Source organism: Pseudarthrobacter sp. NPDC080039 (assembly GCF_040702335.1).
GTDB lineage: Bacteria > Actinomycetota > Actinomycetes > Actinomycetales > Micrococcaceae > Arthrobacter > Arthrobacter enclensis_A.
The window spans coordinates 295,587-320,653 of the sequence record NZ_JBFBKY010000001.1; the positions used below are offsets into that span (position 1 = coordinate 295,587).

Below are 25,067 nucleotides of genomic sequence, written 5' to 3' on the forward strand. Positions count from 1 at the left end.
AGACGGTTGAACATATGGATCCTTGGGTCCCAAAACGACTCCCTTGGGGCTTTGTGTGATGCGGCCGCCGCTGGATGGCGCCGCCGTTCTGCTCTATTCTTCGGAGAAATGGAAAATGGAGTCAAGGACTATGCACGAATGTGCAGAAGGGAACTGAGATGGCACTTTCACGGGATCAGGAAGCCCTGCGAGCTGCACAAATGTACTACCTGCAGGACCTGACGATGGACGCGATCGCGCGTGAACTGCGCACTTCCCGGTCCACCGTTTCAAGGCTCCTGTCCTCCGCCAGGGAGTCCGGCCTGGTGCAGATCCAGATCCGCAACCCCCTGGACACCGGTCCCGAACTGGAGGGCATGATCCGGCGCCGGTACAACCTGGACGTCCACGTAGTCCCCATCCTGGGCACCCTCAACGAAGCGGAAACACTTGACCGGGTGGCCATGCAGGCCGCCCGCACCATCGGGCCGCTGGTGGATTCCAATGCCATCATCGGCGTGGCCTGGGGCTCAACTCTCAGCGCGGTAAGCCGGCACCTCACCAGGAAAATCACGCATGACAGCGTCATTGTCCAGCTCAACGGCGCCGGGAACATGCACACCACGGGCATCACCTATGCAAGCGACATCATGCGGAGGTTCGGCAGCGCCTACGGCGCGCGGGTAGAACAGTTCCCCGTCCCGGCCTTCTTCGACCACGCGGCCACCAAGACCGCAATGTGGAACGAGCGCAGCGTCCAGCGCGTCCTGGAACTGCAGGCAAAGATGAGCATCGCCATCTTCGGCGTGGGTTCAGTACACGCCGACTACCCCAGTCACGTGTACGCCGGAGGTTATCTTGACGAGGAGGACCTGAACGCGCTGGCCAACTCAGATGTGGTGGGCGACGTTGCCACCGTATTCTTCCGCGGTGACGGCTCCTCAGACGGGATTGTCCTGAACGAACGCTCCACCGGTCCGTCGCTGGCCCAACTCCGCCAAGTGCGCCGACGGATCTGTGTGGTGTCAGGAGTTTCCAAGATCAACGGCCTGCGCGGAGCCCTCGCGGCGAGGCTCGCCACCGACCTGATCCTCGATGAAGCCACCGCACGCCGGCTGGTCGATTACGAAGGACTGGCCAGCTGAAGTGGGTAGAGTCGTTGCCATGAGAACCTCACCCCGGCTCAGCCTCAACAACGGCGTGCTGATAGACCAGCTCGGCTTCGGGCTGTACAAGGTGCCGGCAGCTGACGCGGAAGGACTGGTCGCCACCGCGCTCGCAGCGGGCTACCGCCACTTCGACACCGCCGCGATGTACGGAAACGAAACCGGCGTGGCCCGCGGCATCAGCTCCCAGCTGGATGCAGGGACCGGCAGTGGCGGCTCGGGCGAGTTGTTCCCGTCTCTGTCCCGTGAAGACATTTTTGTCACCACGAAGGTGTGGAATGACCATCACGGCTACGACGCCACACTGCAGGCCTTCGATGACTCCATGGTCAACTTGGGGCTCGACTATGTGGACATGTACCTGATCCACTGGCCCTGCCCGCGCCGGGGACTGTTCCCGGAGACCTATCGGGCCCTCGAAACCCTGTACCGGGAAGGCAGGGTACGGGCGATTGGCGTCAGCAACTTCCAGCCGGCTCACCTTGACCGCCTGCTCCAGACCGCCGAGGTGGTCCCCGCCGTCAACCAGATCGAACTGCACCCATGGCTGCAACAGGACGAGCTCCGGCACAAGCACGCCGAGCTGGGAATCCGCACCGAAGCGTGGAGCCCGCTGGGCCGCGGCCAGGTCCTTTCCGACCCCGTCATCCAGGCCTGCGCCACGGAACATAACCGCACCCCCGCACAAGTGATCCTCCGCTGGCACATGCAGCTGGGTAACATCGCCATCCCCAAGGCCAGCTCTGAGGCCCGCATCCGCGAGAACCTGGACGTTTTCAGTTTCGAGCTCTCCGAACGCGACATGGTGGCCATCAAGGCGCTGGACCGCGGACAGCGGACCGGTTCACATCCGGACAACGTGAACTAGGCCGGGCATGGATACCGTGAACCCGGGGACTTCCCCTGCGCCTGCCTACTTCAGCCAGAGCCTTGCCACCCGCGCCTCCGCCTCCACAATCACCCTCGACGACGGCACTGTGGCCTTTTGGACCTACGAGCCCCTTGAAGCGAATCCGGACACCCGCACCGTGCTGGTGGTGCACGGGTTCCGCGGCGACCACCACGGACTGCTGCGCGTAGCGGACCAACTTCCCGATATGCGGATCATCATGCCGGACTTGCCCGGCTTTGGCCGCTCCGACGCTTTTGCCCGGCGCCCGCACTCCGTGGAGCGGTACGGGCAGTTCATCTCTGACTTCATGGCCGCCCTGGACCTGGGGCCGGACACAGTGCTCCTTGGGCACTCCTTTGGCTCCATCGTGGCGGCTCACTTCGTGGCCAACAACCCGGGCGCTGTGCGCCCGCTGATCCTCATCAACCCCATCGCCGCTCCTGCCTTGGAGGGACCCAAAGGTGTGATGACGCGCCTCGCAGTACTGTACTACCGGCTCGCTGCACGGCTGCCCCGCCGCCCGGGCCTGGCTTTGCTGCGCAATCCGCTGATCGTGCGGGTAATGAGCGAGACCATGGCCAAAACCGGCGACCGTCAGCTGCGGGCCTTCATCCACGGCCAGCACCACGCCTATTTCAGTTCGTTCGCGGACCGCGACAGCCTCCTGGAATCCTTCACTGCCTCCGTCACCAGCCACGTGGCGGAAGTCGCCGGGCAACTGGAACTGCCCGTGCTGCTGATTGCCGGTGAAAGGGATGAGATTGCCACCCTTCCCAGCCAGCACCGCCTCCTGGAACTGCTGCCGGACGGCGAACTCAAGGTGATTCCCGGCGTCGGACACCTGATTCACTACGAAACGCCGGAACCGGCCGCCCGCTACATCCGCAGCTTCCTGAAGGACCATCCCGCGTGAAGATCGTCATTGATGCACGTTTTACCCGTACCGACCACCACGACGGCATCAGCCGCTACGGCGCAAGCCTGATCGCAGCCACCGCGAAAATCGCGGATGTCTCAATGCTCATCTCGGACCCCCGGCAGCTCGCCCTGCTCCCCGACGTCCCCTACACGCTCATCAGCAGTCCGCTCTCCCCCATGGAACTCTTCGTTGCGCGGAAGGTCAACGCCGTGGGGGCCGACGTCGTGGTGTGCCCCATGCAGACGATGGGCACCTGGGGCCGGAAGTACGGCTTGATCCTGACCCTGCACGACCTCATCTACTACGAGCACCCCGCTCCCCCCGGTTTCCTTCCGGGCCCCGTGCGGCTGCTCTGGCGGCTCTACCACAAGGCGTTCTGGCCGCAGCGTCTGCTCCTCAACAGGGCCGACGCCGTGGCCACCATCAGCAGGACAACGGAGGCGCTGATGGCCAAATACCGCCTGACCAGCCGACCGGTCCGCATCATCGCCAACGCTCCCCAGCCCGCGCAGGACCCGCGCGATCCGGGCGACGGAGCGGACAAAACGATCATCTACATGGGCTCGTTCATGCCCTACAAGAACGTGGAAACAATGGTGGCCGGGATGGGCGCGCTGAGCGGGTACACCCTGCACCTGCTAAGCCGGATCACTCCGCAGCGGAAGTCCGAACTGGAAGCCCTTGTCCCGCCGGGCGCATCCGTGGTGTTCCACAACGGCGTGACAGATGACGAATATGACGCACTGCTGCGGCGGGCGACGGCGCTGGTGAGTCTGTCCCGGGCCGAGGGGTATGGCCTTCCTTTAGTCGAGGCCATGGCTGTGGGCACGCCCGTCATCGCCAGCGACATTCCGATTTTCCGGGAAGTCGGCGGAGACGCCGCCCTCTATGTTGACCCGGAGTCGCCTTCGCAGTTTGCGGATGCAGTGGGGCAACTGCAGGACGGGGCGCACTGGAAGGACCTGTCCGGCCGGTCGGTTGCCCGCGCGGCACAATTCAGCTGGGATGAATCCGCGCGCCAGTTGGTGGATGCGGCGCACGAGGTGATGGCGAAGAGGCGCCGTTAGAGAACGTCAACACCGTCAAGGCGCAGCTGCACAGGGTCCGTGGTCCGTTTGGCTGCCACCGCTGCCCGGGTCACCCGCAGCGCGCGGACGACGGCGGCGGCCTGGCCGTACGTGAAGAACAGCAGGGTCCGAACGTCCTCGGCTGAGCGCCTGCCGGAGGGAGGCGCGGTGAGCAGCAGCGGGGCGGGCCCTGCTGTGCGCACCGCAATGGCCTCGCCCGCCAAGTGCGCTTGCACCGCACCAGTAAAGTGTTCAACCGCTGCCCGCGGCCCCGTCACCGATGCGATCCGCACAGCGGGAGGAAGCCCCAGTTCCGCCCGAAGGGACAGCTCCCGCTGGGCGTAACCTGCGGGATCCCACCGCAGCAGCGCCCCGGTGGCGGCCGGGTCCGTAGCCGTGACAACAACAAGTCCGCCGTCCGGGGCAGGCCGGACGAGGGCGGCCGCATTGAACCAGCGCCGCACGGTGTCCTCACCTGCCCGGAGGGTCTCCCGCCGCAGCAGTGAATCACCGTCCAGCAGCAGGGCAGCGGCATACCCACCCTCCGCAACCGGCTCCGCACCCACTGTTGCCACCACCAGCGTCTTGCCGGCAGATACCGTTGCCTTCACTTGGTCTCCGGAAGAAGTGATGACCGTCCTGCCCGGGAAGGCCCGGCCGAGTTCCTCGGCAGTCCGCAGGACTCCGGTGGCGCCTTTTCGAAGCCGTCTCCCGCCGCAGTGGGCGCATTTCCAGTCCGGAGCGGGGGTGGAACACCAGCGGCACTGGGGCAGCGCAGAGGTGCCGGCCAGTGCCAGGGGCCCCTGGCAGTGGCCGCAGCGGGCAGGCTCCCGGCACGTGTCACAAACCAAGGAAGGGGCGTAGCCAGCCCTCCCTACCTGGACCAGGACGGGGCCCCGTTCCAGTCCTTCCTTTGCCGCCTGCCATGCGGCGTGGGGCAAGCGGGCGACGGTGGCGAGCGGGTCCCGCTCCTGCTCGAAGCTGTCGGCGGTATTGACCACGCGGGCAACGGTGCTGCGGATCGTGGCCCTGTCAGCCTCGATGGGGAGCGCCCAGCGCGCCTCCACCAGCCGCTGGGACTCAGTGCTGCGGGCGTGGCCGGCAAGGAGGCAGGCCGTCCCCTCCTGTTCTGCCCGCAGGAGGAGGACTTCCCGCGCATGGGCATAGGGCGCGCGCTGCTCGATGTGGAGATCGTCGCCGTCGTCCCAGCAGGCAACCAGTCCAAGGTCCCGGACCGGGGCAAAGGCGGCCGACCGGGTGCCGATGGCAATCCTGGCCCGGCCCGCCAGCAGGCGGAGGAAGCTCCGGTAGCGGGGCGTGGGACCGTCGTCGGCAGTAAGCCGTGCCACTGCCCCAGCGGGCACCAGGCCATTCAGCGCTTCCTCCAGGCGGTCCAGGTCGCGGTAGTCCGGCACCACCACCAGCGCGCCCCTGCCTGCGGCGTAAGCTGCGGCCGCAGCCTGGGCAAGCAGGTGCGGCCACCCTGCCGCGCCGTGGCCCTGCAGCGGATTAATGACGGCCCGGGGAGATCCGCCACCAGCCAGATGCCTCAGGAACGCGGCGCCGGTGCGGTACACCGCCCAGGCGGAAACGCCCGGGGGCGCAGGAGGAGCGGCGTCTACTTCCGCTGTCCCGGTGTCCAGCGACCCGGGGTAATCCTTTTCCAGCCTGGCAACGCGGGGCGGTACGGCAAGGCGGAGGACATCGCTGACTGTACCCGCATACCGGGCAGCGACCGCGGCCGACAGCTCCCTGATGGCGGGCGTCAGGACCGGAACCGGGGACACAACCTTGGCCAGGGGCACCAGGGTGTGTCCGGCGTCGGACTCCGCCAACCGCTCAAGCAGGAATCCGGTGAGGTCCTGGCCGTTGAACTTGACCTTCACCCTGACTCCCGGCTGGGCGGCCTGGTCCAGCGCGGCCGGCACTGCGTAGTCGAAAGGGCGGTCCAGGTGCGGCAGGGAGGAGTCAACCAGGACCCGTGCCACCGGTAGTTCCCCCGCCAAGGCGACGCCGCCGGCCATCTTCCGCACGGGAAAACCCTGCAGCAGGCTCGGCTGGACGGAGCTGTCAGCAACCATGGCAGTTACCTCCGTTCAGCCGCCGGGTGGACAGGAACAGCAAAGCACCGGGCACTGACATTGGACTCCCGGCCTGCGCGGTTGGCTCCCGGCGTGGACAGGCGCGCAACTAGGCGTTGAAGAAAGCCTTGAGGTCGTCCACTCGGTCCAGGCGCTCCCACGTGAAGTCCGGTTCGTCGCGGCCGAAGTGGCCATGCGCGGCCGTCTTGGCGTAGATGGGCCGTTTCAGGTCAAGGGCGTCGATGATGGCGCGGGGACGCAGGTCGAAGATTTCCGCGATGGCTTCACTGATGCGGGCCGGATCAACTGTTTCAGTCCCGAAGGTCTCTACGTAGGTTCCCACCGGCCGCGCCTGGCCAATGGCGTAGGCAATCTGGATTTCGGCGCGCTTGGCCAGCCCGGCAGCCACCACGTTCTTGGCAACCCAGCGCATGGCATAGGCGGCGGAGCGGTCCACCTTGGACGGATCTTTTCCGGAGAAAGCGCCGCCGCCGTGCCGGGCCATGCCGCCGTACGTGTCCACGATGATCTTGCGGCCTGTCAGGCCTGCGTCGCCCACCGGGCCGCCGATGACGAACTCACCGGCAGGGTTGAGGATGTTCGCGGCACGCGAGACGTCCAGGTTGGCGGCGGCCAGGACAGGTCCGATGACTACGGCGGCGAGGTCTGCCCGCAACTGCTCCAGGCTTGCGCCCTCGGCATGCTGGCTGGAAATCACCACGGTTTCCACGGAAACCGGAACGTCCTTGTCGTAGCCCACGGTGACCTGCGTCTTGCCGTCCGGGCGAAGGTAGGGCAACTGGCCCGTCTTGCGGACCTCGGTGAGCCGTTCCGACAAGCGGTGGGCCAGCCAGATGGGGGTGGGCATGTAGGACGGCGTTTCGTCGCTGGCGTAGCCGAACATGAGGCCCTGGTCCCCGGCGCCCTGGAGGTCGTAGTCGTCCTCCTGGCGGCCTTCGCGGGCCTCAAGTGAGTTGAAGACGCCGCCGGCAATGTCGTTGGACTGCTGGCCGATGGAGACGGAGACGCCGCAGCGGGCGCCGTCGAAGCCGTTGGCAGAGGAGTCGTAGCCGATGCCCAGGATGGTCTCACGGACGATCTGCGGGATTTCGACGTAGGCGTCGGTAGTGACTTCGCCGGCGACGTGCACCAGCCCCGTGGTGGCCATTGTCTCAACTGCCACGCGCGATTCGGGATCCCTGGCCAGCAGTGCGTCCAGGATGGCATCACTGATCTGGTCGCAGATCTTGTCGGGGTGGCCTTCGGTAACCGACTCGGACGTGAAGAGCCGGAGCGCAGAGGGCGTGGTCCCATGGGTCTGGGGAAGGTGCAGCGGTAAAGTCACTCAATTACCTTACTGGTTGGTGTTGGTTGCCAGGCGGGAGATGTCCCCGTGCTAAGCAAACGTGGCCCGAAACACGTCAGGCCCGGGGCGAAACGTGGTTCAGTTCAAAGCTGATGCGGCTGATGATGGCGTCGGAAACCTCGGTTTTGGTTCCTGATGCTTCCTGTGGTTCGGCGCCGGAACGGGAGAGGATGACCACCGAGTTGGAATCCTGCCCAAAGACTTTGTCCGTGCCCACATGGTTGACCACCAGGAGGTCACAGCCCTTGCGCTGCAGCTTTGCTTCCGCATAGGCCAGCACACCGCCCTGGCTGTCCCCGGTTTCTGCGGCGAAGCCGACAATGAGCTGCGGGGCGCCGCCGGCGCCGCCATTCCGCTGCTCAACAAGTTCCTGCAGGATGTCCGGGTTCCGGACCAGCGTGATGACGGGATCCGCGGTGTCGTCCCGCTTTTTAATCTTGGTATCCGAGATCTCGGCGGGGCGGAAATCAGCGACGGCCGCGGACATGATGACGACGTCCGACCCGTTGGCAGCCTCCAGCGCGGCTTCCCGAAGCTGCAGGGCAGTCTCCACCCGCACAACTTCAACCCCTGCAGGCGGCGGGACTTCCATGTGGGCGGCCACGAACCTGACAGTTGCACCGGCGTTGCGTGCTGCGACGGCCAGCGCCACTCCCTGCTTGCCCGAAGACCGGTTGCCGAGGAAGCGAACGGGGTCGAGGGGTTCGCGGGTCCCGCCGGCGGTGATGGTCACGGTGCGGCCCGCCAAGGGCATCTGGTAATCGGACTGTCCCTGGACAAGCGCCATGGCGGCGTCGAAGATCACCTGCGGCTCCGGCAGCCGTCCCGGCCCCGAATCGGCGCCGGTCAACCGGCCGGAGGCTGGTTCGAGGACGGCAGTCCCGCGCGCGCGGAGCGTTTCGACGTTGGCGCGGGTGGCAGCATGCTGCCACATTTCCGTGTGCATGGCGGGCGCAAACAGTACCGGGCCGTGGGCCATCAGCAGGGTGTTGGTGAGCAGGTCTCCGGCCTGGCCGGTGGCAGCCTTCGCCAGGAGATCAGCTGTGGCGGGTGCGACTACAACAAGGTCCGCTTCGTGACCAAGGCGCACGTGGTTGACCAGGGGCACGTCATCAAAGACGCTGTTGCTGACCGGGTTTCCGGACAGCGCCTCCCAGGTGGCGGTGCCGATAAAGCGGGTGGACGCTTCCGTGGGGATCACGGTGACGTCATGGCCGGCTTCAGTAAAAAGCCGGAGGAGCGACGCCACCTTGTAGGCGGCAATCCCTCCCCCGACTCCGAGGACTATGCGCACGTGACCTCCGTCAACAGCACGTCAGCAGCGGCAGGTTTACTCTGCGGCTTCGATCGGCGTGGAAACCAGCTTGCCTTCGTTGATCTCGCGCAGGGCGATCGACAGAGACTTTTCGTTCAGCTTGGTGTCAACCAACGGGCCGACGTATTCGAACAGGCCCTCGTGCAGCTGGGCGTAGTAAGCGTTGATCTGACGAGCGCGCTTGGCACCGAAAATGACCAGGCCGTACTTGGAATCCGCTACCTTCAGCAGATCGTCGATCGGCGGGTTGATGATGCCTTCAAGGTTCGTGGACACGAATTCTCCAAATTCCTAGCGGGCTGACGGTTCCGGCAGGTGTGGATGCGGTGTCAGCCCCATGAGTGAAACAAGCTCGTCCGCTGCCCGGCGGACGTCGTCGTTAATGACGGTGTGGTCGAACTCCGGTTCAGCAGCAAGTTCCAGTTTAGCGGTTTCCAGGCGTCGTTGCTGTTCCTCGGGGGTTTCGGTGCCCCGGCCCACCAGCCGGCGGACCATCTCGTCCCAGCTGGGCGGGGCCAGGAACACGAACTGGGCGTCAGGAACGGCCGCCTTGACCTGGCGTGCTCCCTGCAGGTCGATCTCCAGCAGGACGGAACGGCCTTCGGCGATGGCCCGTTTCACGGTGCTCTTCAGGGTGCCGTAGGTGTTTTGACCGTGGACCACAGCCCATTCCAGGAGTTCACCCTCAGCAATGAGCTGCTCGAACTCCTCCCTGGTTTTGAAGAAGTAGTGGACGCCATCCACTTCCCCGGGGCGGGGCGCCCGGGTGGTGGCTGAGACGGAAAGCCAAACCTCGGGGTAGTTGTCACGGATGTAGGTGGACACGGTGCCTTTGCCAACAGCCGTCGGACCTGCGAGGACTGTCAGTCCAGGTTTGTTGCTCACGTATTCCTTTTGCGCAGTTGGGGGAAGACAGGCGCCGCCTGCCTCAATGCTCGTCTATAAAATCTACCAGCGCCCGGCGCTGGTGGACGCCCAGGCCCCGGACCCGGCGGGAGGCAGCAATACCCAGCTGCTGCATGATGGCGGCGGCCCGCACCTTCCCAATGCCCGGAAGGGCTTCGAGCAGTTCCGAAACCCTCATGCGGGCCAGCGCGTCGTCCTCCAGCGCGGAGCTGATGATGTCAGCGGCGGTCCTGTCGCCGTTCCGCAGGCTCTCCTTTGCGGCAGCCCGGGTGGCCCTGGCCGCCGCGGCCTTGCCCAGCGCATCGGCCCGTTCAGACGCAGATAAGGGTCGCAGGACCATCACGGACACCCCCGAAGTCGGCGGATTCATCCAAGGGCGGCCGCCCTTGGACCTGTCCTGAAACTACCCTTTGGTGCAGCCCGAATCAATGCATCCGGGCAATTGCGGGCTATCCCAGGAGTCCGTCCAGGGTGTGGAGTGCAGCTTCCCGCAGTCCGCTGACCTGCGGTCCCGCCGTCAGGATGCCGCGGCTGGAAGTTCCGAGGACCAGCGGGTAGGCGGTGCCGAAGGTCGCCCGAAGGTCAGCCGGAGTTGCCCCCTGGGCGCCGAGTCCGGGAGCCAGGATGGGTCCGCGGACGGAAGCCAGATCCAGCTCCAGGTCCGTCAGTGCGCTGCCGACGGTGGCGCCGACCACCAGGCCCACGGAACCGAGGCTGCCCCCGTACCGGGCGTTCTCCGCCGCGGCGGACTCCGTGATCCTGCGTGCCACGGAGTCTCTTCCGCCCACGTGCTGGACCGAAGCTCCCTCGGGGTTGGATGTCAGTGCCAGCACAAACACGCCGCGCCCGGTGTCGGCCGCGAGGTCCAGCGCGGGGCGCAGGGACTCAAAGCCGAGGTATGGGCTCAGCGTGACTGAGTCGGCTGCCAGGGGGGATCCGTCGCGGAGCCAGGCGTCAGCGTAGGCGGCCATGGTGGAACCGATGTCGCCGCGCTTTGCGTCAGCAATCGTGAGCACTGACGAGTCCCGGGCCGTGGCCAGGAGCTCCTCCAGCACCGCCATGCCGGCGGACCCGTGCCGTTCATACAGTGCCACCTGGGGCTTCACCGCGGCAGCGAGCGAAGCCACCGCCTCCAGCACGGTCAGCGAGAAACGCCGAAGCCCCGCGGCGTCGTCGTCCAGTCCCCAGGCTTGCAGCAGCGCCGGATGCGGATCAATGCCAACGCACAGCGGCCCGCGCGCAGCCATGGCGGCGCCGAGCCGGGAGCCAAAGGACTCCCGGCCGGCGGCGGCTACCTGCTCAGGCATGCTGCAGGGCCGCCTTCTGCGACGCCGCAAGCGCTGCGGCGTGCTCCTGCAGGCTGGTGACGGACCACTCGTAGGTGCGCATGGCCTCGATGGCCTGGACGGCGGCGTTGAATTCGGCCACAGTCGTGATGCACGGGATGCCGATGGACGTTGCCGCGGCACGGAGTTCGTAGCCGTCGCTGCGGGCTTCGCCGCCGGACGGGGTGTTGAAGACCATGTCGATCTCGCCGGCCACGATCAGGTCCGCGATGGTGCCCTCGCCCTCGGCGCTGCTGCCCTCAGCAACCTTGCGCACCGGGGTGGCCTGGATGCCGTTGCGGCGCAGGACATCCGCAGTACCGCCGGTGGAGACGATCTCGAACCCGAGATCCGAGAGCCGCTTGACGCCCATGATCACCGAGCGCTTGTCCCGATTGGCCACGGAGACGAACACCTTGCCCTCGGTGGGCAGCGCGTTGTTGGCGCCTGCCTGGCTCTTGGCGAAAGCGGTGTCAAAGTGCTTGTCGATGCCCATGACCTCGCCGGTGGACCGCATTTCAGGGCCAAGCAGGGAGTCCACCACCTTGCCTTCAAGGGTGCGGAACCGGCTGAACGGCAGCACGGCTTCCTTGACGGCTACGGGGGCGTCCAGCGGCAGAGTGGATCCGTCGCCGGTTTCCGGCAGCATCTTGTAGGCGCTGCGGAGCTGGTTGATGGTCACGCCGGTGCCGATCAGGGCGGCTGCCTTGGCCATTTGGACGCCGGTGGCCTTGGACACGAACGGCACGGTCCGGGAGGCACGCGGGTTGGCTTCCAGGACGTACAGGACGTCCGAGGCCAGTGCGAACTGGATGTTGATCAGGCCGCGTACGCCCACGCCCTCGGCGATGGCGCGGGTTGCCACGCGCACCCGTTCGATGACGTTGCTGCCCAGGGTGATGGGCGGCAGGACGCAGGCGGAGTCGCCGGAGTGGATGCCGGCTTCCTCGATGTGCTCCATGATGCCGCCCAGGTAAAGATCGGTGCCGTCGAATAGGGCGTCGACGTCGATTTCGACGGCGTCTTCCAGGAAGCGGTCGATCAGCACCGGGTGGTCCGGGGTGATCTCGGTGGCGTTGGCGATGTAGCGGGAGAGGTTGGGCTCGTCGTAGACGATTTCCATACCCCGGCCGCCCAGCACGTAGGACGGACGGACAAGCACCGGATAACCGATCTCGTCAGCGATGCTCTTGGCGTCCTCGAACGACACGGCGGTGCCGTTCTTCGGTGAAACCAGGCCGGCCTTGTCCAGCACGCGGGAGAAGGCGCCGCGGTGCTCGGCGAGGTCGATGGCTTCAGGGGAGGTGCCCAGGATGGGCACGCCGGCGTCGGCCAGCTGCTGGGCGAGCTTCAGCGGGGTCTGGCCGCCGAGCTGGACAAACACACCCATGACGCCGCCGGTACGTTCCTCTGCGGCGATGACCTCCAGGACGTCCTCAAGCGTCAGCGGCTCGAAGTACAGCCGGGTGGAGACGTCGTAGTCCGTGGAGACGGTTTCCGGGTTGCAGTTGACCATGACGGTTTCGTAGCCGGCCTTGCGCAGCGCCATGGAGGCGTGGACGCAGGAGTAGTCGAACTCGATGCCCTGGCCGATGCGGTTGGGACCGGAACCGAGGATCAGGATGGACGGCTTGGAGTGCAGCGCAACCTCGTCCTCCTCGTCATACGCCGAGTAGTGGTACGGCGTGTACGCGGCGAACTCGGCGGCGCAGGTGTCAACGGTCTTGTAGACCGGGCGGATGCCCAGCGCCTGCCGGACGCCGCGGACCACTGCCTCGGAGTTGTGCGTGAGGGCACCGATCTGCTCGTCCGAGAAGCCGTGGCGCTTGGCGCGCTTGAGCATGTCCGCTGTCAGTGCTCCGGCCTGCCGGATTTCGTGGGAGATCTCGTTGAGCAGCTGGAGCTGGTCAAGGAACCAGGGATCGATCTTGGTGGCCTCGAAAAGCTGCTCCACGGTGGCGCCCCCCAGGAGGGCGCGCTGGACCTGGTGCAGGCGCTCGGTGGTGGGGCGCTTGGCCTTTTCGATGAGCTCCGCCACTTCGTATTCGGGGACGGAGCTGAAGTCCAGCTGCGAGCCCTTCTGTTCCAGGGAACGCAGGGCCTTCTGCAGTGCTTCGGTGAAGTTGCGGCCCATGGCCATGGCCTCGCCCACCGACTTCATGGTGGTGGTAAGGGTGTTGTCGGCCGCCGGGAACTTCTCGAATGCAAAGCGGGGTACCTTGACCACCACGTAGTCCAGGGTGGGCTCGAAGGACGCCGGGGTCTTCTGGGTGATGTCGTTGGGGATCTCATCCAGCGTGTAGCCCAGGGAGAGCTTGGTGGCGATCTTGGCGATTGCGAAGCCAGTGGCCTTGGAGGCCAGTGCCGAGGAGCGCGAGACGCGCGGGTTCATTTCGATGACCACCACGCGGCCGGTCTTGGGATCGATGGCGAACTGGATGTTGCAGCCGCCCGTGTCCACGCCGACTTCGCGAATGACCGCAATGGCGACGTCCCGCAGCTTCTGGTATTCGCGGTCCGTGAGGGTGAGGGCCGGAGCCACGGTGATCGAGTCGCCGGTGTGCACGCCAACGGGATCGAAGTTTTCGATGGAGCAGACGACAACCACGTTGTCGTTCTTGTCGCGCATCATCTCAAGCTCGTATTCCTTCCAGCCCAGGATGCTCTCTTCGAGCAATACCTCGCTGGTGGGGCTGTACTGCAGGCCCTGTCCGACGATGCGGCGCAGGTCCTGCTCGTTGTAGGCCAGGCCGGAGCCCAGTCCGCCCATGGTGAAGGAGGGCCGGACCACCATCGGGTAGCCCAGGTCGACGGCGGCCGTGAGCGCCTCGTCCATGGTGTGGATGATGTGGCTGCGGGCGGATTCGGCGCCACAGCGTTCCACGACGCCCTTGAACTTCTCGCGGTCTTCACCGAGCTCGATGGCAGCGATGTTGGCGCCGATCAGCTCCACGTTGTACTTCTCCAGCACACCGTTCTTGTCCAAAGCGATGGCGGTGTTCAGCGCCGTCTGGCCACCCAGGGTGGGCAGCACGGCGTCGGGGCGCTCCTTGGCGATGATCTTCTCCACCACCTCCGGGGTGATGGGCTCCACGTAGGTGGCATCGGCGAACTCCGGGTCCGTCATGATGGTGGCCGGGTTGGAGTTCACGAGGATGACGCGCAGGCCTTCCTCTTTGAGGACACGCAGTGCCTGGGTGCCGGAGTAGTCGAATTCAGCGGCCTGCCCGATGACGATCGGGCCGGAACCAATGACGAGGACGCTCTTGAGGTCGGTACGTTTCGGCATTACTTCTTGTCCTCGGTCTTGTTGTCGGTGGCGGGGTTGGTGTCAGCGTTCTTCGTGTCCGCCATCAGGTCAATGAAGCGGTCGAACAGGTAGGCGGCATCGTGCGGGCCAGCCGCTGCTTCCGGGTGGTACTGCACGGAGAACGCCGGGATGTCCAGGCAGGCCAGGCCTTCCACGACGTCGTCATTCAGGCTGATGTGGCTCACTTCCACCCGCCCGTAGCGTGCCTCGGGAGCCTGGGTGGCGCCCTCGAGCGGGGCGTCCACGGCAAAGCCGTGGTTCTGGGAAGTGATTTCCACCTTGCCCGTGCGCCGGTCCATGACCGGTTGGTTGATGCCGCGGTGTCCGTAGCGTAGCTTGTAGGTGCCAAAGCCCAGTGCGCGGCCCAGGATCTGGTTGCCGAAGCAGATACCGAAGTACGGCAGCTTTTCGTCCAGGACGGAGCGCAGGAGGCTGACCTGGGCGTCCGCGGTGGCGGGGTCACCCGGGCCGTTGGACATGAAGAAGCCGTCCGGGTTGACGGCCTTGACGTCCTCGAGGGTGGCGGTGGCGGGAAGTACGTGGACGCGGACGCCGCGCTCCGCGAAGCGGACGGGGGTCATCGCCTTGATGCCGAGGTCGATCGCCGCAATGGTGAAGCGGGGTTCACCGTCCCAGCCGTGGTCCTTCGGTTCCACCACGTAGGCTTTGTCGACGCTGACTTCCTCGGCCAGGCGCGAACCCTCCATGGGGGCGCTGGCCAGGACGGCGTCGACCAGTTCCTTGTCCGTGGCCTCCGCAGCCTCGCCGGAGAAGATGCCGGCGCGCATGGTTTTGTGCTCGCGCAGGTGGCGGGTGATGGCGCGGGTGTCCACTCCCTGGATGCCGACGATGCCCTGGGCCACCAGTTCCTCGTCCAGCGACCGCTCGGATCGCCAGTTGGAGGGCCGCCGCGCAGCGTCGCGGACGATGTACCCGGCCACCCAGATGCGCCGGGACTCGGCGTCCTCATCGTTCACACCGGTGTTGCCGATATGCGGGGCCGTCTGCACCACCAACTGGTGGGCGTAAGACGGGTCGGTGATGGTTTCCTGGTAGCCGGTCATGCCCGTGGCAAAGACGGCCTCGCCCAGGGCGGTGCCGGTGGCGCCGTAGCTGGTGCCGCGGAAAATGCGCCCGTCTTCGAGAACTAGCGCTGCCGGAGCGGAGGTGGTTGCTGTCAATGTATTCGCTTTCACTGTCTTACTTTCCACTGGTGGCACCAGCCGCTGGGGCTGACGAAATCAAATCCTGAAGGGCCTGGTACAGCACGTCCTTGTCCGCGGCGCGGCGGGTCCGGAAGCCGGTGTCCAGCTCGTGCCTGCCAAGTGTCCAGGCGAGCACCAGCAGGCCATCCTTTTCTACGAACTTACCCGCCATCCCGCTGTCCTGGCGTACGCCGGTGAGGGAGGCAGCCGGGATGTACAGGGCGGGCGCCCCGGCTCTTTCATAAAGGACGCCGTGCGGGTACACGGCCAGGTTGGAATTGGTGCGGATGCCCAGCCCGTGCACCGCAATCCGGTCGAGCCAATCGCCGGCGGTCGTGGTGGCCACATACTGGCCCTCGGCGACGGCGGTGGGCTCCCCCGGTGCACCGGGCACCTGGGGCAGCTGCTCGACGTCGGACTGGCGTTTCAGGCGGTTGCGCCACCCCAGGGCAAGAAGGACAAAGACGACGGCGACCACCGCCAGCATGGCAAGGCCGGGAAGGATCTTGTCCATCAGGCCGCGCCTGCCGGGGTTGCGGCGGCTTCGGGGTGGGGCGTGTTGAGTGCGCCGTCGAGGACGGTGGGGTGCCCCTTGAAGAAGGTGGCCACCACCTTGCCCGGCAGTTCCCTGCCCGCGAACGGGGAGTTGCGGCCCATGGTGGCCATCCGGAAAGGGTCCACTGTCCAGCGTGCCGCCGGATCAACCAAGATGAAGTTCGCGGGTTCGCCTGCCTCGATGGGCCTGCCCTGGTCGCTCAGCCGGCCGATCTTCGCCGCGGCGGTGGACGTGACCCGGGCGAAGTCAGCCCAGGTCATCAGGCCGGTGTCGATCATGGCGTGCTGGACCACGGACAGTGCTGTTTCCAGGCCCGTCATTCCCATGGCCGCCTGCGCCCACTCGCATTCCTTGTGCTCGCTCGGGTGTGGGGCGTGATCTGTGCCCACCACGTCGATGGTGCCGTCTGCCAGGCCTGCACGCAGTGCCTGGACGTCGGCGTCGGTGCGCAGCGGCGGGTTGACCTTGAAGACGGGGTCGTAGCTGCGCACGAGGTCGTCGGTGAGCAGCAGGTGGTGCGGCGTGACCTCGGCCGTGACGTCGATACCCCGTTCCTTGGCCCAACGGATAATCTCCACCGACCCGGCCGTGGACACGTGGCACACGTGCAGGCGGGAGCCCACGTGCTGTGCCAGCAGGACGTCCCGGGCAATGATGCTTTCCTCAGCAACCGCAGGCCAGCCGGTGAGGCCCAGCACGGCGGATACATCGCCTTCGTTCATCTGTGCCCCGGCGGTCAGGCGGGGCTCCTGGGCGTGCTGGGCCACCACGCCGTCGAACGCCTTGACATACTCCAGGGCGCGGCGCATCAGCACGGGGTCATGGACGCAGATGCCGTCGTCGGAAAACATCCGAACCCGGGCACGGGAATCGGCCATGGCGCCGAGCTCAGCCAACTGCTCTCCTGCGAGGCCGACCGTTACAGCGCCCACCGGGCGGACGTCCACCCATCCGGCCGCACGGCCCAGGGTGTAGACCTGCTCCACGACGCCTGCGGTGTCGGCAACCGGCGTGCTGTTGGCCATGGCGTGCACGGCGGTGTAGCCGCCGAGCGCCGCCGCACGCGTTCCGGTCTCCACGGTTTCGGCATCCTCGCGGCCGGGTTCGCGGAGGTGTGTGTGCACGTCCACCATGCCGGGCAGCGCCACCAGGCCGGCGGCGTCGATTACGGTGGCGCCGTCGACGGAAAGGCCACTGCCGATCTCGGCGATGATGCCGTCCCGGACCAGCAGGTCTGCGGGCTCGCCACCAAGGATGGCGGCGCCCTGGATGAGGTACGTTCCGGTGTTGGCTGCCATCAGATGCTCTCCTTGGTGGAAGGGGCGGCGGCAGCGTAGGCCGGTGCCCGGTGTGCGGCTGGTTCCCGGGTGTCACCGGAGAGCAGCAGGTAAAGCGCGGCCATCCGCACGGACACGCCGTTGCGGACCTGCGCCAGGACGGTGGACCGGGGCGAGTCCGCGGCGGCGGCACTGATCTCCAGGCCCCGGTTCATGGGTCCGGGGTGCATGATGATCGTATCCGTCATGCCAAGGTCATCCAGGGCACGGAGGCGGTTGTCGTCAAAGCCCCAGCGGCGCGAGTATTCCCGGGTGCTGGGAAAGAAGGAGGCGTTCATTCGCTCGCCCTGCACGCGGAGCATCATGATGGCGTCGACGCCGTTTGCCAGCGTCTGGTCCAGGTCGTAACTGACGCTGCAGGGCCATTTTTCGACGCCGACGGGCAGCAGGGTGGGCGGGGCGACCAGGGTGACTTCCGCGCCAAGGGTGCGGAGCAGCCAGACGTTCGAACGCGCCACGCGGGAGTGCAGGACGTCGCCTGCGATGGCCACCCGCATGCCCTTGAGGTCGGTCCCTTCGGAACCGGTGCCCGAGAGGCGGGCCCAGTGCCGGCGCATGGTGAAAGCGTCGAGCAGGGCCTGTGTGGGGTGTTCGTGGGTGCCGTCGCCCGCGTTGATGACGGCTGCATCGATCCAGTCGGTCGCGGCGAGCCGGTGGGGGGCGCCCGACGCCCAGTGCCGGATGACGACGGCGTCCGCACCCATGGCGGACAGCGTCTGGGCCGTGTCTTTGAGGGATTCGCCCTTGGAGACGGATGATCCCTTGGCTGCGAAGTTGATGACGTCCGCCGAAAGCCGCTTGGCTGCGGCTTCGAACGAGATACGGGTGCGGGTGGAGTCCTCGAAGAAGAGGTTGACCACGGTGCGTCCGCGCAGGGCCGGGAGTTTCTTCACTTCCCGCTCCCCCACGGCCGACATTTCCTCGGCGGTGTCCAGTATGCGGATGGCGTTCGAAAGGCTGAGGTCCTCAGTGGACAGAAGGTGCTTCATGCGCCGCCCTCGATCACGACTTCGTTGACCGGGACGCCGGCGTCGGACATGTCCGTTTCTTCGAGCCGGACCCGGACCTTCTCGGAGGCGGCGGTGGGCAGGTTCTTGCCAACGTGGTCGGCGCGGATGGGAAGTTCCCGGTGCCCGCGGTCGATCAGGACCGCCAGCCGGACGATGCGGGGTCGGCCGAGGTCGACAAGGGCGTCGAGGGCAGCCCGGATGGTGCGTCCCGAGTAGAGGACGTCGTCGATGAGCACCACCACTTTGTTGTCGATGCCGGTGCGGGGCAGACGGGTGGGATACGGCGGCCGCGTCCCCTGGTGGGAGAGATCGTCACGGAACATGGTGACGTCAAGCTGCCCCACGATGGCTGCGGCGTCAACGGTGTTGTCCGCGGCGGCAATTTTTTCGGCAAGCCGGACAGCCAGCGGGTAACCGCGGCGGGGAATGCCCAAAAGGACCAGGTCCCGGGATCCCTTGTTGGCTTCGAGGATCTCATGGGCGATACGAGTGAGTGCCCGGTCAATGTCCGCCTGGCTCAGGACGACCCTGGCTGGAACCGGTGCGCTGGTGACAGAAGTCAACGCTCGTCTCCCCTTTCCCCGCCTCACAGGACGGAATTAAAAAAGGAATGTTTGCTTTTCAAAATTACCACACGGTCCCCGGGCCCCGGCCCCGGAACAACGCGGCGCTCATCACACCCGGTCCCGCGGCCGCCCCGGCCCTGGTGGGGCGGTCCTTGGTGGCGCGGTAGGCCCAGCTTAGGCTGTCGGGTATGCCGATGTATTCGCAGTACCCCTCCCCCGGCCTGCCCGACGACCCCTACCTCGGGCCGGGCGGCCCCGTCCCCCGGCAGGCCAACCCGAGCTGGATGGGACAGGTGCAGCCGCAGCACTACCGGGCCGCGCCGGGCCACCAGGGCCAGCCGCTGGCTGCCGTGGTGCCGCCGCAGGCGCAGGGGGCGGTGCTGCAGGCATCGCGCACGCGCAGCGGGCTGGTGGGCTTGGCCGTGGCCGGTGGCATCCTGGCTTTCCTGAGCCTTTTCCTCGTGGTGCCGTTCCTGTTGTCCAACACCGGCGTCGGCGGATTCGTGATTGGTTTCCTGGCCTCACTCATTCCATTGACGGTGGTCCTGGCGGCCGTGCACATCATTGACCGGTGGGAGCCGGAACCGAAGCGGCTTCTGTTTTTCGCTTTCACATGGGGCGCGGCGGTATCCGTCGCCGTAACCCTGCTCATCCAGCCGTTCTTCGTGATCGCCTTCCAGTTCACCGGGGAACCTGACCTGCAGACCTACATGGCCACCGTCCAAGCACCAATCGTCGAGGAGTTCGCAAAGTCGCTGGGCCTGCTGATCCTCCTGCTCGCGGCGCGCCGGCAGTTCGATGGACCAGGGGACGGCGTGGTGTTCGCCTTCACCATCGCCGGCGGGTTCGCGTTCACCGAAAACATCCTCTACTTCGGCAGGGCCGTCGCGGAGTCGGCGTCCCCGGCCAGCGACTTCGCCCAGATTTTCTTCCTGCGCGGCGTCATGTCCCCGTTCGCCCACGCGATCTTCACCGGCACCACCGGTCTTGTCATGGGCTTTGCAGCGAGGCGGTGGCACACGGGCGCGTCGATCGGGGCCTTCTTTGTGGGGCTGCTGCCGGCCATGTTCCTGCACAACCGGTGGAACAGCATGGGGCAGGGTTTCGTGCTGGACTACATCATGGTCCAGGTGCCGATTTTCCTCCTGGCGGTGGGCGGCATCATCTTCCTGCGGGTTGCGGAGAAGCGCCTTACCCGGCAGCGTCTGCTGGAATACTCCGCCGCGGGGTGGTTTACGCCCGCCGAGGTCGAACTCCTCGCCACCCGCGCGGGACGCCGTACAGCCCTGGCATGGGCGGCGGGCTCAGGCAGGAAGCCGCAGATGAAGCAGTTCCTGAAGGCGGCCACCCAGCTTGCCAACACCCGCCAACGGATCCTGAGTGGACGCGACGTGCCGCTGCACCAGGCGGAGGAAAGGCAGCAGCTGCAGCAGATCCTCTCCCTGCGGGCGTCCGTGGCCGGCTGAACTGTCCGCGGCAACGCAAAAGGACCCCGCCGACGGCGGGGTCCTTTTGCGCGTTCCTGAGCGGAGCCTACGCGAGCAGCGAAGGCTTCAGCTGCTGCAGCCGGCCGAGAAGGCCGTTGATGAACTGGGGCGACTCATCGGTGGACAGCGACTTTGCCAGCGCAACTGCCTCGCTGACGGCTACACCGTCGGGGACGTCCTCGTTGTAAAGAAGTTCCCAGGTGCCTATGCGCAGGATGATGCGGTCTACCGACGGCATGCGCTCCAGGGTCCAGCCCTGCGAGTAGGTCTCCAGGAACTCGTCGATGGCTGCCTGGTGGGACAGCACGCCTTCGACGATTTCCAGGGTGTAGGGGTTGACCACCTGGTCGGTCTTTTCCCGGCGTGCACGGAGCACGTCGAACGCCGAAACAGAGCGCTGCTCCGCTTCGAAAAGAACATCCAGTGCCCTGTTGCGGGCTTTACCGCGGGCGCTCACTACTCAGTGACCCGGCCCAGGTAGCTGCCGTCGCGGGTGTCCACCTTGACCTTGGTGTTGTTTTCGATGAACAGCGGAACCTGGATCTCGTAGCCGGTTTCCAGGGTGGCCGGCTTGGTGCCTGCGGAGGAGCGGTCACCCTGCAGGCCCGGCTCGGTGTAGGTGATCTCCAGGACAACGCTCGGCGGCAGCTCGATGTAGAGGGGGGTGCCGTCGTGGATGGCGATGTTGACCATCTGGTTTTCAAGCATGAAGTTGGTGGCGTCGCCCACGGTGGCGCCGGAGACCGTGATCTGGTCGTAGTCGGAGGTGTCCATGAAAACGAAGTCCGCGCCGTCCTGGTACAGGTACTGGTAGTCGCGGCGGTCCACCGTGGCAGTCTCGATCTTGAGGCCGGCGTTAAAGGTCTTGTCAACAACCTTGCCGGACATGACGTTGCGCATCTTGGTGCGCACAAAGGCGCCGCCCTTGCCAGGCTTGACGTGCTGGAATTCGATGATGTTCCAGAGCTGGCCCTCGAGCTTCAGGACCGTTCCGTTCTTAATGTCATTAGTGGTTGCCACTGGGTTCCTCTGGTTTCTTTGTCCGGCCGCGTGGGCCGGATGCTGTATGCCGGGCGGGCACGCCACAACGGCCCGCCTGCACGTGTTTGTCAAAAATCGCGTGGATGCAAAAATTCCACAACCATTCTACCGGTAAATAACGGGCAGCCTCTCCGAAGCCGCTGCCTGCCGCTTCAGCAGGCGAGATCCAGGACGTCCCGGGCCCGCTGGAGCGCGACGGTTGAAGAGTAGATCTGGGCGGCGTCGGCCGATTGAGCCACGCGCAGGTCCAGGGCTTTGGAGAAAGACTCCACCGCCGCCGATGTTTGTCCGGCCGCGTACTGCGTCCTCCCCAGGTACTGGAGGGCCAGCGCTTCCCGGGGCGTGCCGTGCACCTCCGCGAGGAGCTGGCGGAACAAATCGATGGCGCGGTCCAGGCGGTGGGAGACGCTCAGCACCTCCGCTTCAAACACCCTCAGGCGGAATGACTCCGGGTCCTTGAACCGCGCCTCGGCCAGCAGCTCAGCCGCCTCGGACGCGTGCCCTTCCACCAGCAGCACGAAGATGTGGTCCGCAGGATCGGCTGAGGCCGCCAAGGCTTCCCGGACCGCGTCCTCGTTGACGATTTGGGGCCGGAGTGAGTCCGGGTTGATGCGGATTCCCGGGAACCCGGCCTCCGGCCAGTCGGTGGTGCCGCTCATGTCGCCCTGCATCAGGACGCAATTTCCTGGTAGGCCGCAAAGAGCAGCGAGGTGTCCGGGACGTCAAGGATGCCCGGCTTGCCAATACCGTCCAGCACGACGAAGCGCAGAAGGTCGCCACGGGACTTCTTGTCGCGGCGCATCCCGTCCAGCAGGCCCTGCCACCGGTCCCGCCGGTAGGTGACCGGCAACCCGAGGCCGTCCAGGATGCTCCGGTGCCTGTCGGCGTCGGCATCGCTGAGGCGCCCGACGCTGCGCGCCAGTTCGGCTGCGAACATCATGCCCACGGAGACCGCCGCCCCGTGGCGCCACGAGTAGCGTTCCACCAGTTCGATGGCGTGCCCCAGGGTGTGTCCGTAATTCAGGATCTCCCGCAGTCCGGACTCTTTGAGGTCCTCGGAAACCACTTTGGCCTTCACGGCGATGGCCCGCTCGATCAGCTCACGAAGAGCGTCGGACCGGGGGTCGACCACTGCGGCGGGGTCCTTTTCCACCAGGTCCAGGATGGCGGGGTCGGCGATGAAGCCACACTTGATCACCTCCGCCAGGCCGGAAATGATCTCGTTCTTCGGCAGGGTGTCCAGGGTGTCCAGGTCCGCCAGGACGGCGGCGGGCGGGTGGAAGGCGCCTACGAGGTTCTTTCCCTCGGCGGTGTTAATGCCGGTCTTGCCGCCGACGGAGGCGTCAACCATGCCGAGCAGGCTGGTGGGCATGTGGATCACCTTGACGCCCCGCAGCCAGGTGGCGGCGACAAAGCCGGCAAGGTCGGTGACGGCACCGCCTCCCACGGCAACGATCGCGTCCGAGCGGGTGAAGTCGTTCTGGCCCAGAACCTGCCAGCAGAAGGCAGCCACCTGGATGTGCTTGCCTTCTTCGGCATCCGGGATTTCCGCAGTCAGGGACGTGAAGCCGGCTTCTGCGAGTTCATCACGGACGGTGTCGCCAGTGAGGCGCAGGGCGCGGGGGTGGATCACCAGGACCCGGCGGACACGCTCTCCGAGGAGGGCGGGAAGGTCACCCAGAAGGCCGCGGCCGACGACGACGCCGTAGTTGTTGCCGGCGCCCTCGCCGGTGACGTTGATGACTGTTGATTGCGTGTTCACTTTTCAACTTCCTGTTTGGCAGCTGCATGGTGGCGCAGTGCTGCTTCCAGCCGGCCGCCGAGTTCGGGTATGGAACCGTGGCGGACGTCCAGGGTGATGTCGGCCAGCCTCTCGTAGACCGGCCTGCGGGTGGCGAACATGGCCTTCCAGCGGCCCATGGCGTCGCCGGCAAGGAGCGGACGGCCTGAGTTCCGGGCAATCCTGTCCGCTACGGTTTCGGCATCGCATTCGAGGTACACGACGGTGCATCGGCCAATGAGCTGCTGGGTGCCGGAATCGAGTACGGCGCCGCCGCCAAGGGAAATGACGGTGGGCATCCCGTCGGCCTCCTCAACTGCATCGGCCACTGTCCGGGCCTCAATTTCCCGGAACGCGTGCTCACCGCGCCCCGCGAAGATTTCGGCAATTGATCCATGGCCCGCGACGATGACGGCATCGGTATCGACGAACCGGACACCAAGCTGCTGCGCCAGCTGCTGGCCGATGGCCGATTTGCCCACGGCCATAGGGCCGATGAGCACAATCGGACGGTTGCCGAATGGGCCGGGACTGCTGAGGTGGAGCACTACTGGCCGATCGAGTCCAGGGATGCCGGGATGTTGTCCAGGTAACCCTTGATGTTGCGCGTGGTCTCCGCCACTGAGTCACCGCCGAACTTCTCGATGACGGCTTCAGCGAGGACCAGGGCCACCATGGCCTCGGCCACCACGCCGGCGGCCGGGACCGCACAGACGTCCGACCGCTGGTGGTGCGCCTTGGCCGGTTCGCCGGTGCTGACGTCGATGGTCCGCAGGGCGCGGGGCACGGTGGCGATGGGCTTCATGGCGGCCCGGACACGGAGGACGTCGCCGATGCTCATTCCGCCTTCGATGCCGCCGGCACGGTTGCTGGCACGCACGATGCGGCCGTCGCCGTCGCGCACAATTTCGTCGTGGGCTGCAGAACCACGGCGGGCAGCGGTGAGGAAGCCGTCGCCGACCTCCACTCCCTTGATGGCCTGGATGCCCATGAGCGCGGCAGCGAGCCTGGCATCCAGCCGGCGGTCCCAGTGCACGTAGCTGCCCAGTCCTGGCGGGAGTCCGTAGGCCAGGACTTCCACCACTCCGCCCAGTGTTTCGCCTTCCTTGTGCGCGGCGTCCACTTCGGCGACCATGGCGTCCGAGGTTTCGCGGTCGAAGCAGCGGAGGGGGTCCGTGTCCAGGGCAATGACGTCCCCGGGCACGGGCAGCGGACGGCCTTCCGGCACGGTCACGCTGGCGATGGAAACGGTGTGGCTGACCAATTCGATGCCGAGGTGCTTGAGGAACTGTGCTGCCACAGTGCCCAGCGCAACACGGGTGGCGGTTTCCCGGGCGCTTGCGCGCTCCAGGACCGGGCGGGCTTCGTCAAAGCCGTACTTCTGCATACCGGTGAAATCCGCGTGCCCGGGGCGGGGACGCGTCAGCGGCGCGTTGCGGGCCTGGTCGGCGAGGAGTTCGGCGTCCACAGGATCGGCGGACATGATCTGCTCCCATTTGGGCCACTCGGTGTTTCCCACCTGGATGGCAACAGGACCGCCCTGCGTGCGGCCGTGCCGGACGCCGCCGAGGATGGTGACCACGTCCTGCTCGAACTTCATCCGCGCCCCACGGCCGTAGCCGAGGCGGCGGCGGGCGAGGGAGTCTGCGATGTGGCCGCTGGTGATCTCCACACCGGCGGGGACGCCCTCAATAATTCCCATCAGAGCCGGACCATGGGATTCACCGGCAGTCAACCAACGCATAATTTCCATCCTGCC

General features: G+C 66.2%; 24 protein-coding genes. 5 read left to right on the top strand and 19 right to left on the bottom strand.

All coding sequences use genetic code 11. The features are described 5' to 3' along the window. The first annotated feature begins 158 nt into the window (after positions 1 to 158). Genes AB0313_RS01360 through AB0313_RS01375 form a run of 4 tightly spaced genes read left to right on the top strand, consistent with a single transcriptional unit; the run spans position 159 to position 4,023 of the window. Positions 159 to 1,124, top strand: a complete 966-nt coding sequence (locus AB0313_RS01360; RefSeq protein ID WP_141941516.1) for a sugar-binding domain-containing protein — start codon at positions 159 to 161, stop codon at positions 1,122 to 1,124. A 19-nt stretch (positions 1,125 to 1,143) separates the two neighbouring features. After that, positions 1,144 to 2,013, top strand: coding sequence for an aldo/keto reductase (locus tag AB0313_RS01365; RefSeq protein ID WP_307306032.1), 870 nt, complete (start codon positions 1,144 to 1,146; stop codon positions 2,011 to 2,013). A gap of 7 nt (positions 2,014 to 2,020) precedes the next feature. Beyond that, positions 2,021 to 2,950 (top strand): alpha/beta hydrolase, encoded by a 930-nt coding sequence (locus AB0313_RS01370; RefSeq protein WP_366303081.1) that lies wholly within the window; start codon positions 2,021 to 2,023, stop codon positions 2,948 to 2,950. After that, on the top strand, positions 2,947 to 4,023 hold the full coding sequence (locus tag AB0313_RS01375; protein WP_366303083.1) for a glycosyltransferase family 1 protein: 1,077 nt from the start codon (positions 2,947 to 2,949) through the stop codon (positions 4,021 to 4,023). The genes AB0313_RS01370 and AB0313_RS01375 overlap by 4 nt, the downstream gene beginning before the upstream one ends. On the opposite strand, the gene AB0313_RS01380 is transcribed toward AB0313_RS01375, so the two are convergent. From AB0313_RS01380 to pyrR, 13 genes are all read right to left on the bottom strand, one after another. Then, complete coding sequence (locus tag AB0313_RS01380) at positions 4,020 to 6,104, bottom strand: primosomal protein N' (RefSeq protein ID WP_366303085.1); 2,085 nt, start codon at positions 6,102 to 6,104, stop codon at positions 4,020 to 4,022. The genes AB0313_RS01375 and AB0313_RS01380 overlap by 4 nt on opposite strands. A gap of 109 nt (positions 6,105 to 6,213) precedes the next feature. Further along, a complete protein-coding gene (gene metK / locus AB0313_RS01385) occupies positions 6,214 to 7,449 on the bottom strand; it encodes a methionine adenosyltransferase (RefSeq protein ID WP_141941524.1) in 1,236 nt (411 codons plus the stop codon). 76 nt (positions 7,450 to 7,525) lie between these two features. Beyond that, entirely contained in the window at positions 7,526 to 8,764 is a 1,239-nt protein-coding gene (coaBC, locus tag AB0313_RS01390; protein ID WP_141941526.1) for a bifunctional phosphopantothenoylcysteine decarboxylase/phosphopantothenate--cysteine ligase CoaBC, read from the bottom strand. A 36-nt stretch (positions 8,765 to 8,800) separates the two neighbouring features. Further along, positions 8,801 to 9,061 carry a DNA-directed RNA polymerase subunit omega gene (gene rpoZ, locus AB0313_RS01395; protein WP_026264487.1) on the bottom strand — a complete coding sequence of 87 codons (261 nt, stop codon included), beginning with the start codon at positions 9,059 to 9,061 and terminating at the stop codon, positions 8,801 to 8,803. Positions 9,062 to 9,076: 15 nt separating this feature from the next. Next, positions 9,077 to 9,670, bottom strand: a complete 594-nt coding sequence (gene gmk / locus AB0313_RS01400; protein WP_141941528.1) for a guanylate kinase — start codon at positions 9,668 to 9,670, stop codon at positions 9,077 to 9,079. A gap of 43 nt (positions 9,671 to 9,713) precedes the next feature. After that, the gene (mihF, locus tag AB0313_RS01405; RefSeq protein WP_174237589.1) at positions 9,714 to 10,031 is read right to left on the bottom strand and encodes an integration host factor, actinobacterial type; all 318 of its coding nucleotides are present in this window, start codon (positions 10,029 to 10,031) and stop codon (positions 9,714 to 9,716) included. A gap of 109 nt (positions 10,032 to 10,140) precedes the next feature. After that, the gene (gene pyrF / locus AB0313_RS01410; RefSeq protein WP_366303088.1) at positions 10,141 to 10,998 is read right to left on the bottom strand and encodes an orotidine-5'-phosphate decarboxylase; all 858 of its coding nucleotides are present in this window, start codon (positions 10,996 to 10,998) and stop codon (positions 10,141 to 10,143) included. Continuing rightward, entirely contained in the window at positions 10,991 to 14,305 is a 3,315-nt protein-coding gene (gene carB / locus AB0313_RS01415) for a carbamoyl-phosphate synthase large subunit (protein ID WP_141941531.1), read from the bottom strand. The genes pyrF and carB overlap by 8 nt, the downstream gene beginning before the upstream one ends. Continuing rightward, positions 14,305 to 15,507: a glutamine-hydrolyzing carbamoyl-phosphate synthase small subunit gene (gene carA, locus AB0313_RS01420; RefSeq protein ID WP_366303090.1), complete on the bottom strand. Its 1,203-nt coding sequence runs from the start codon at positions 15,505 to 15,507 to the stop codon at positions 14,305 to 14,307. The genes carB and carA overlap by 1 nt, the downstream gene beginning before the upstream one ends. A 19-nt stretch (positions 15,508 to 15,526) precedes the next feature. Further along, a complete protein-coding gene (locus tag AB0313_RS01425) occupies positions 15,527 to 16,045 on the bottom strand; it encodes a hypothetical protein (protein ID WP_141941535.1) in 519 nt (172 codons plus the stop codon). Continuing rightward, entirely contained in the window at positions 16,045 to 17,385 is a 1,341-nt protein-coding gene (locus tag AB0313_RS01430) for a dihydroorotase (protein WP_141941537.1), read from the bottom strand. The genes AB0313_RS01425 and AB0313_RS01430 overlap by 1 nt, the downstream gene beginning before the upstream one ends. Then, positions 17,385 to 18,413: an aspartate carbamoyltransferase catalytic subunit gene (locus AB0313_RS01435; RefSeq protein WP_141941539.1), complete on the bottom strand. Its 1,029-nt coding sequence runs from the start codon at positions 18,411 to 18,413 to the stop codon at positions 17,385 to 17,387. The genes AB0313_RS01430 and AB0313_RS01435 overlap by 1 nt, the downstream gene beginning before the upstream one ends. Then, positions 18,410 to 18,997 carry a bifunctional pyr operon transcriptional regulator/uracil phosphoribosyltransferase PyrR gene (gene pyrR / locus AB0313_RS01440; protein WP_141941541.1) on the bottom strand — a complete coding sequence of 196 codons (588 nt, stop codon included), beginning with the start codon at positions 18,995 to 18,997 and terminating at the stop codon, positions 18,410 to 18,412. The genes AB0313_RS01435 and pyrR overlap by 4 nt, the downstream gene beginning before the upstream one ends. A 191-nt stretch (positions 18,998 to 19,188) precedes the next feature. Here pyrR and AB0313_RS01445 point away from each other — a divergent pair, with 191 nt between their 5' ends. Beyond that, positions 19,189 to 20,466, top strand: a complete 1,278-nt coding sequence (locus tag AB0313_RS01445) for a PrsW family intramembrane metalloprotease (RefSeq protein WP_366303093.1) — start codon at positions 19,189 to 19,191, stop codon at positions 20,464 to 20,466. Between the two features lie 67 nt (positions 20,467 to 20,533). On the opposite strand, the gene nusB is transcribed toward AB0313_RS01445, so the two are convergent. The 6 genes from nusB to aroC form a co-directional block, all read right to left on the bottom strand. Then, positions 20,534 to 20,944 carry a transcription antitermination factor NusB gene (gene nusB, locus AB0313_RS01450; protein WP_141941545.1) on the bottom strand — a complete coding sequence of 137 codons (411 nt, stop codon included), beginning with the start codon at positions 20,942 to 20,944 and terminating at the stop codon, positions 20,534 to 20,536. Beyond that, positions 20,944 to 21,507, bottom strand: coding sequence for an elongation factor P (gene efp, locus AB0313_RS01455; protein WP_141941547.1), 564 nt, complete (start codon positions 21,505 to 21,507; stop codon positions 20,944 to 20,946). The genes nusB and efp overlap by 1 nt, the downstream gene beginning before the upstream one ends. A 173-nt stretch (positions 21,508 to 21,680) precedes the next feature. Beyond that, positions 21,681 to 22,199 (bottom strand): tetratricopeptide repeat protein, encoded by a 519-nt coding sequence (locus AB0313_RS01460; RefSeq protein WP_141941548.1) that lies wholly within the window; start codon positions 22,197 to 22,199, stop codon positions 21,681 to 21,683. Next, a complete protein-coding gene (gene aroB / locus AB0313_RS01465) occupies positions 22,199 to 23,290 on the bottom strand; it encodes a 3-dehydroquinate synthase (RefSeq protein WP_141941550.1) in 1,092 nt (363 codons plus the stop codon). The genes AB0313_RS01460 and aroB overlap by 1 nt, the downstream gene beginning before the upstream one ends. Further along, positions 23,287 to 23,856: a shikimate kinase gene (locus AB0313_RS01470; RefSeq protein WP_366303096.1), complete on the bottom strand. Its 570-nt coding sequence runs from the start codon at positions 23,854 to 23,856 to the stop codon at positions 23,287 to 23,289. The genes aroB and AB0313_RS01470 overlap by 4 nt, the downstream gene beginning before the upstream one ends. Continuing rightward, the gene (gene aroC, locus AB0313_RS01475; protein ID WP_366303251.1) at positions 23,856 to 25,055 is read right to left on the bottom strand and encodes a chorismate synthase; all 1,200 of its coding nucleotides are present in this window, start codon (positions 25,053 to 25,055) and stop codon (positions 23,856 to 23,858) included. Before aroC ends, AB0313_RS01470 begins: the two co-directional genes overlap by 1 nt. Positions 25,056 to 25,067 lie beyond the last annotated feature (12 nt).

Coding starts and splice junctions, on each gene's coding strand:
- carB (WP_141941531.1), bottom strand. CDS start 14,305: ATGCCGAAACGTACCGACCTCAAGAGCGTCCTCGTCATTGGTTCCGGC.
- AB0313_RS01360 (WP_141941516.1), top strand. CDS start 159: ATGGCACTTTCACGGGATCAGGAAGCCCTGCGAGCTGCACAAATGTAC.
- pyrF (WP_366303088.1), bottom strand. CDS start 10,998: ATGCCTGAGCAGGTAGCCGCCGCCGGCCGGGAGTCCTTTGGCTCCCGG.
- mihF (WP_174237589.1), bottom strand. CDS start 10,031: ATGGTCCTGCGACCCTTATCTGCGTCTGAACGGGCCGATGCGCTGGGC.
- AB0313_RS01425 (WP_141941535.1), bottom strand. CDS start 16,045: ATGGACAAGATCCTTCCCGGCCTTGCCATGCTGGCGGTGGTCGCCGTC.
- AB0313_RS01445 (WP_366303093.1), top strand. CDS start 19,189: ATGCCGATGTATTCGCAGTACCCCTCCCCCGGCCTGCCCGACGACCCC.
- AB0313_RS01370 (WP_366303081.1), top strand. CDS start 2,021: ATGGATACCGTGAACCCGGGGACTTCCCCTGCGCCTGCCTACTTCAGC.
- AB0313_RS01380 (WP_366303085.1), bottom strand. CDS start 6,104: ATGGTTGCTGACAGCTCCGTCCAGCCGAGCCTGCTGCAGGGTTTTCCC.
- AB0313_RS01435 (WP_141941539.1), bottom strand. CDS start 18,413: ATGAAGCACCTTCTGTCCACTGAGGACCTCAGCCTTTCGAACGCCATC.
- AB0313_RS01365 (WP_307306032.1), top strand. CDS start 1,144: ATGAGAACCTCACCCCGGCTCAGCCTCAACAACGGCGTGCTGATAGAC.
- AB0313_RS01460 (WP_141941548.1), bottom strand. CDS start 22,199: ATGCAGGGCGACATGAGCGGCACCACCGACTGGCCGGAGGCCGGGTTC.
- AB0313_RS01430 (WP_141941537.1), bottom strand. CDS start 17,385: ATGGCAGCCAACACCGGAACGTACCTCATCCAGGGCGCCGCCATCCTT.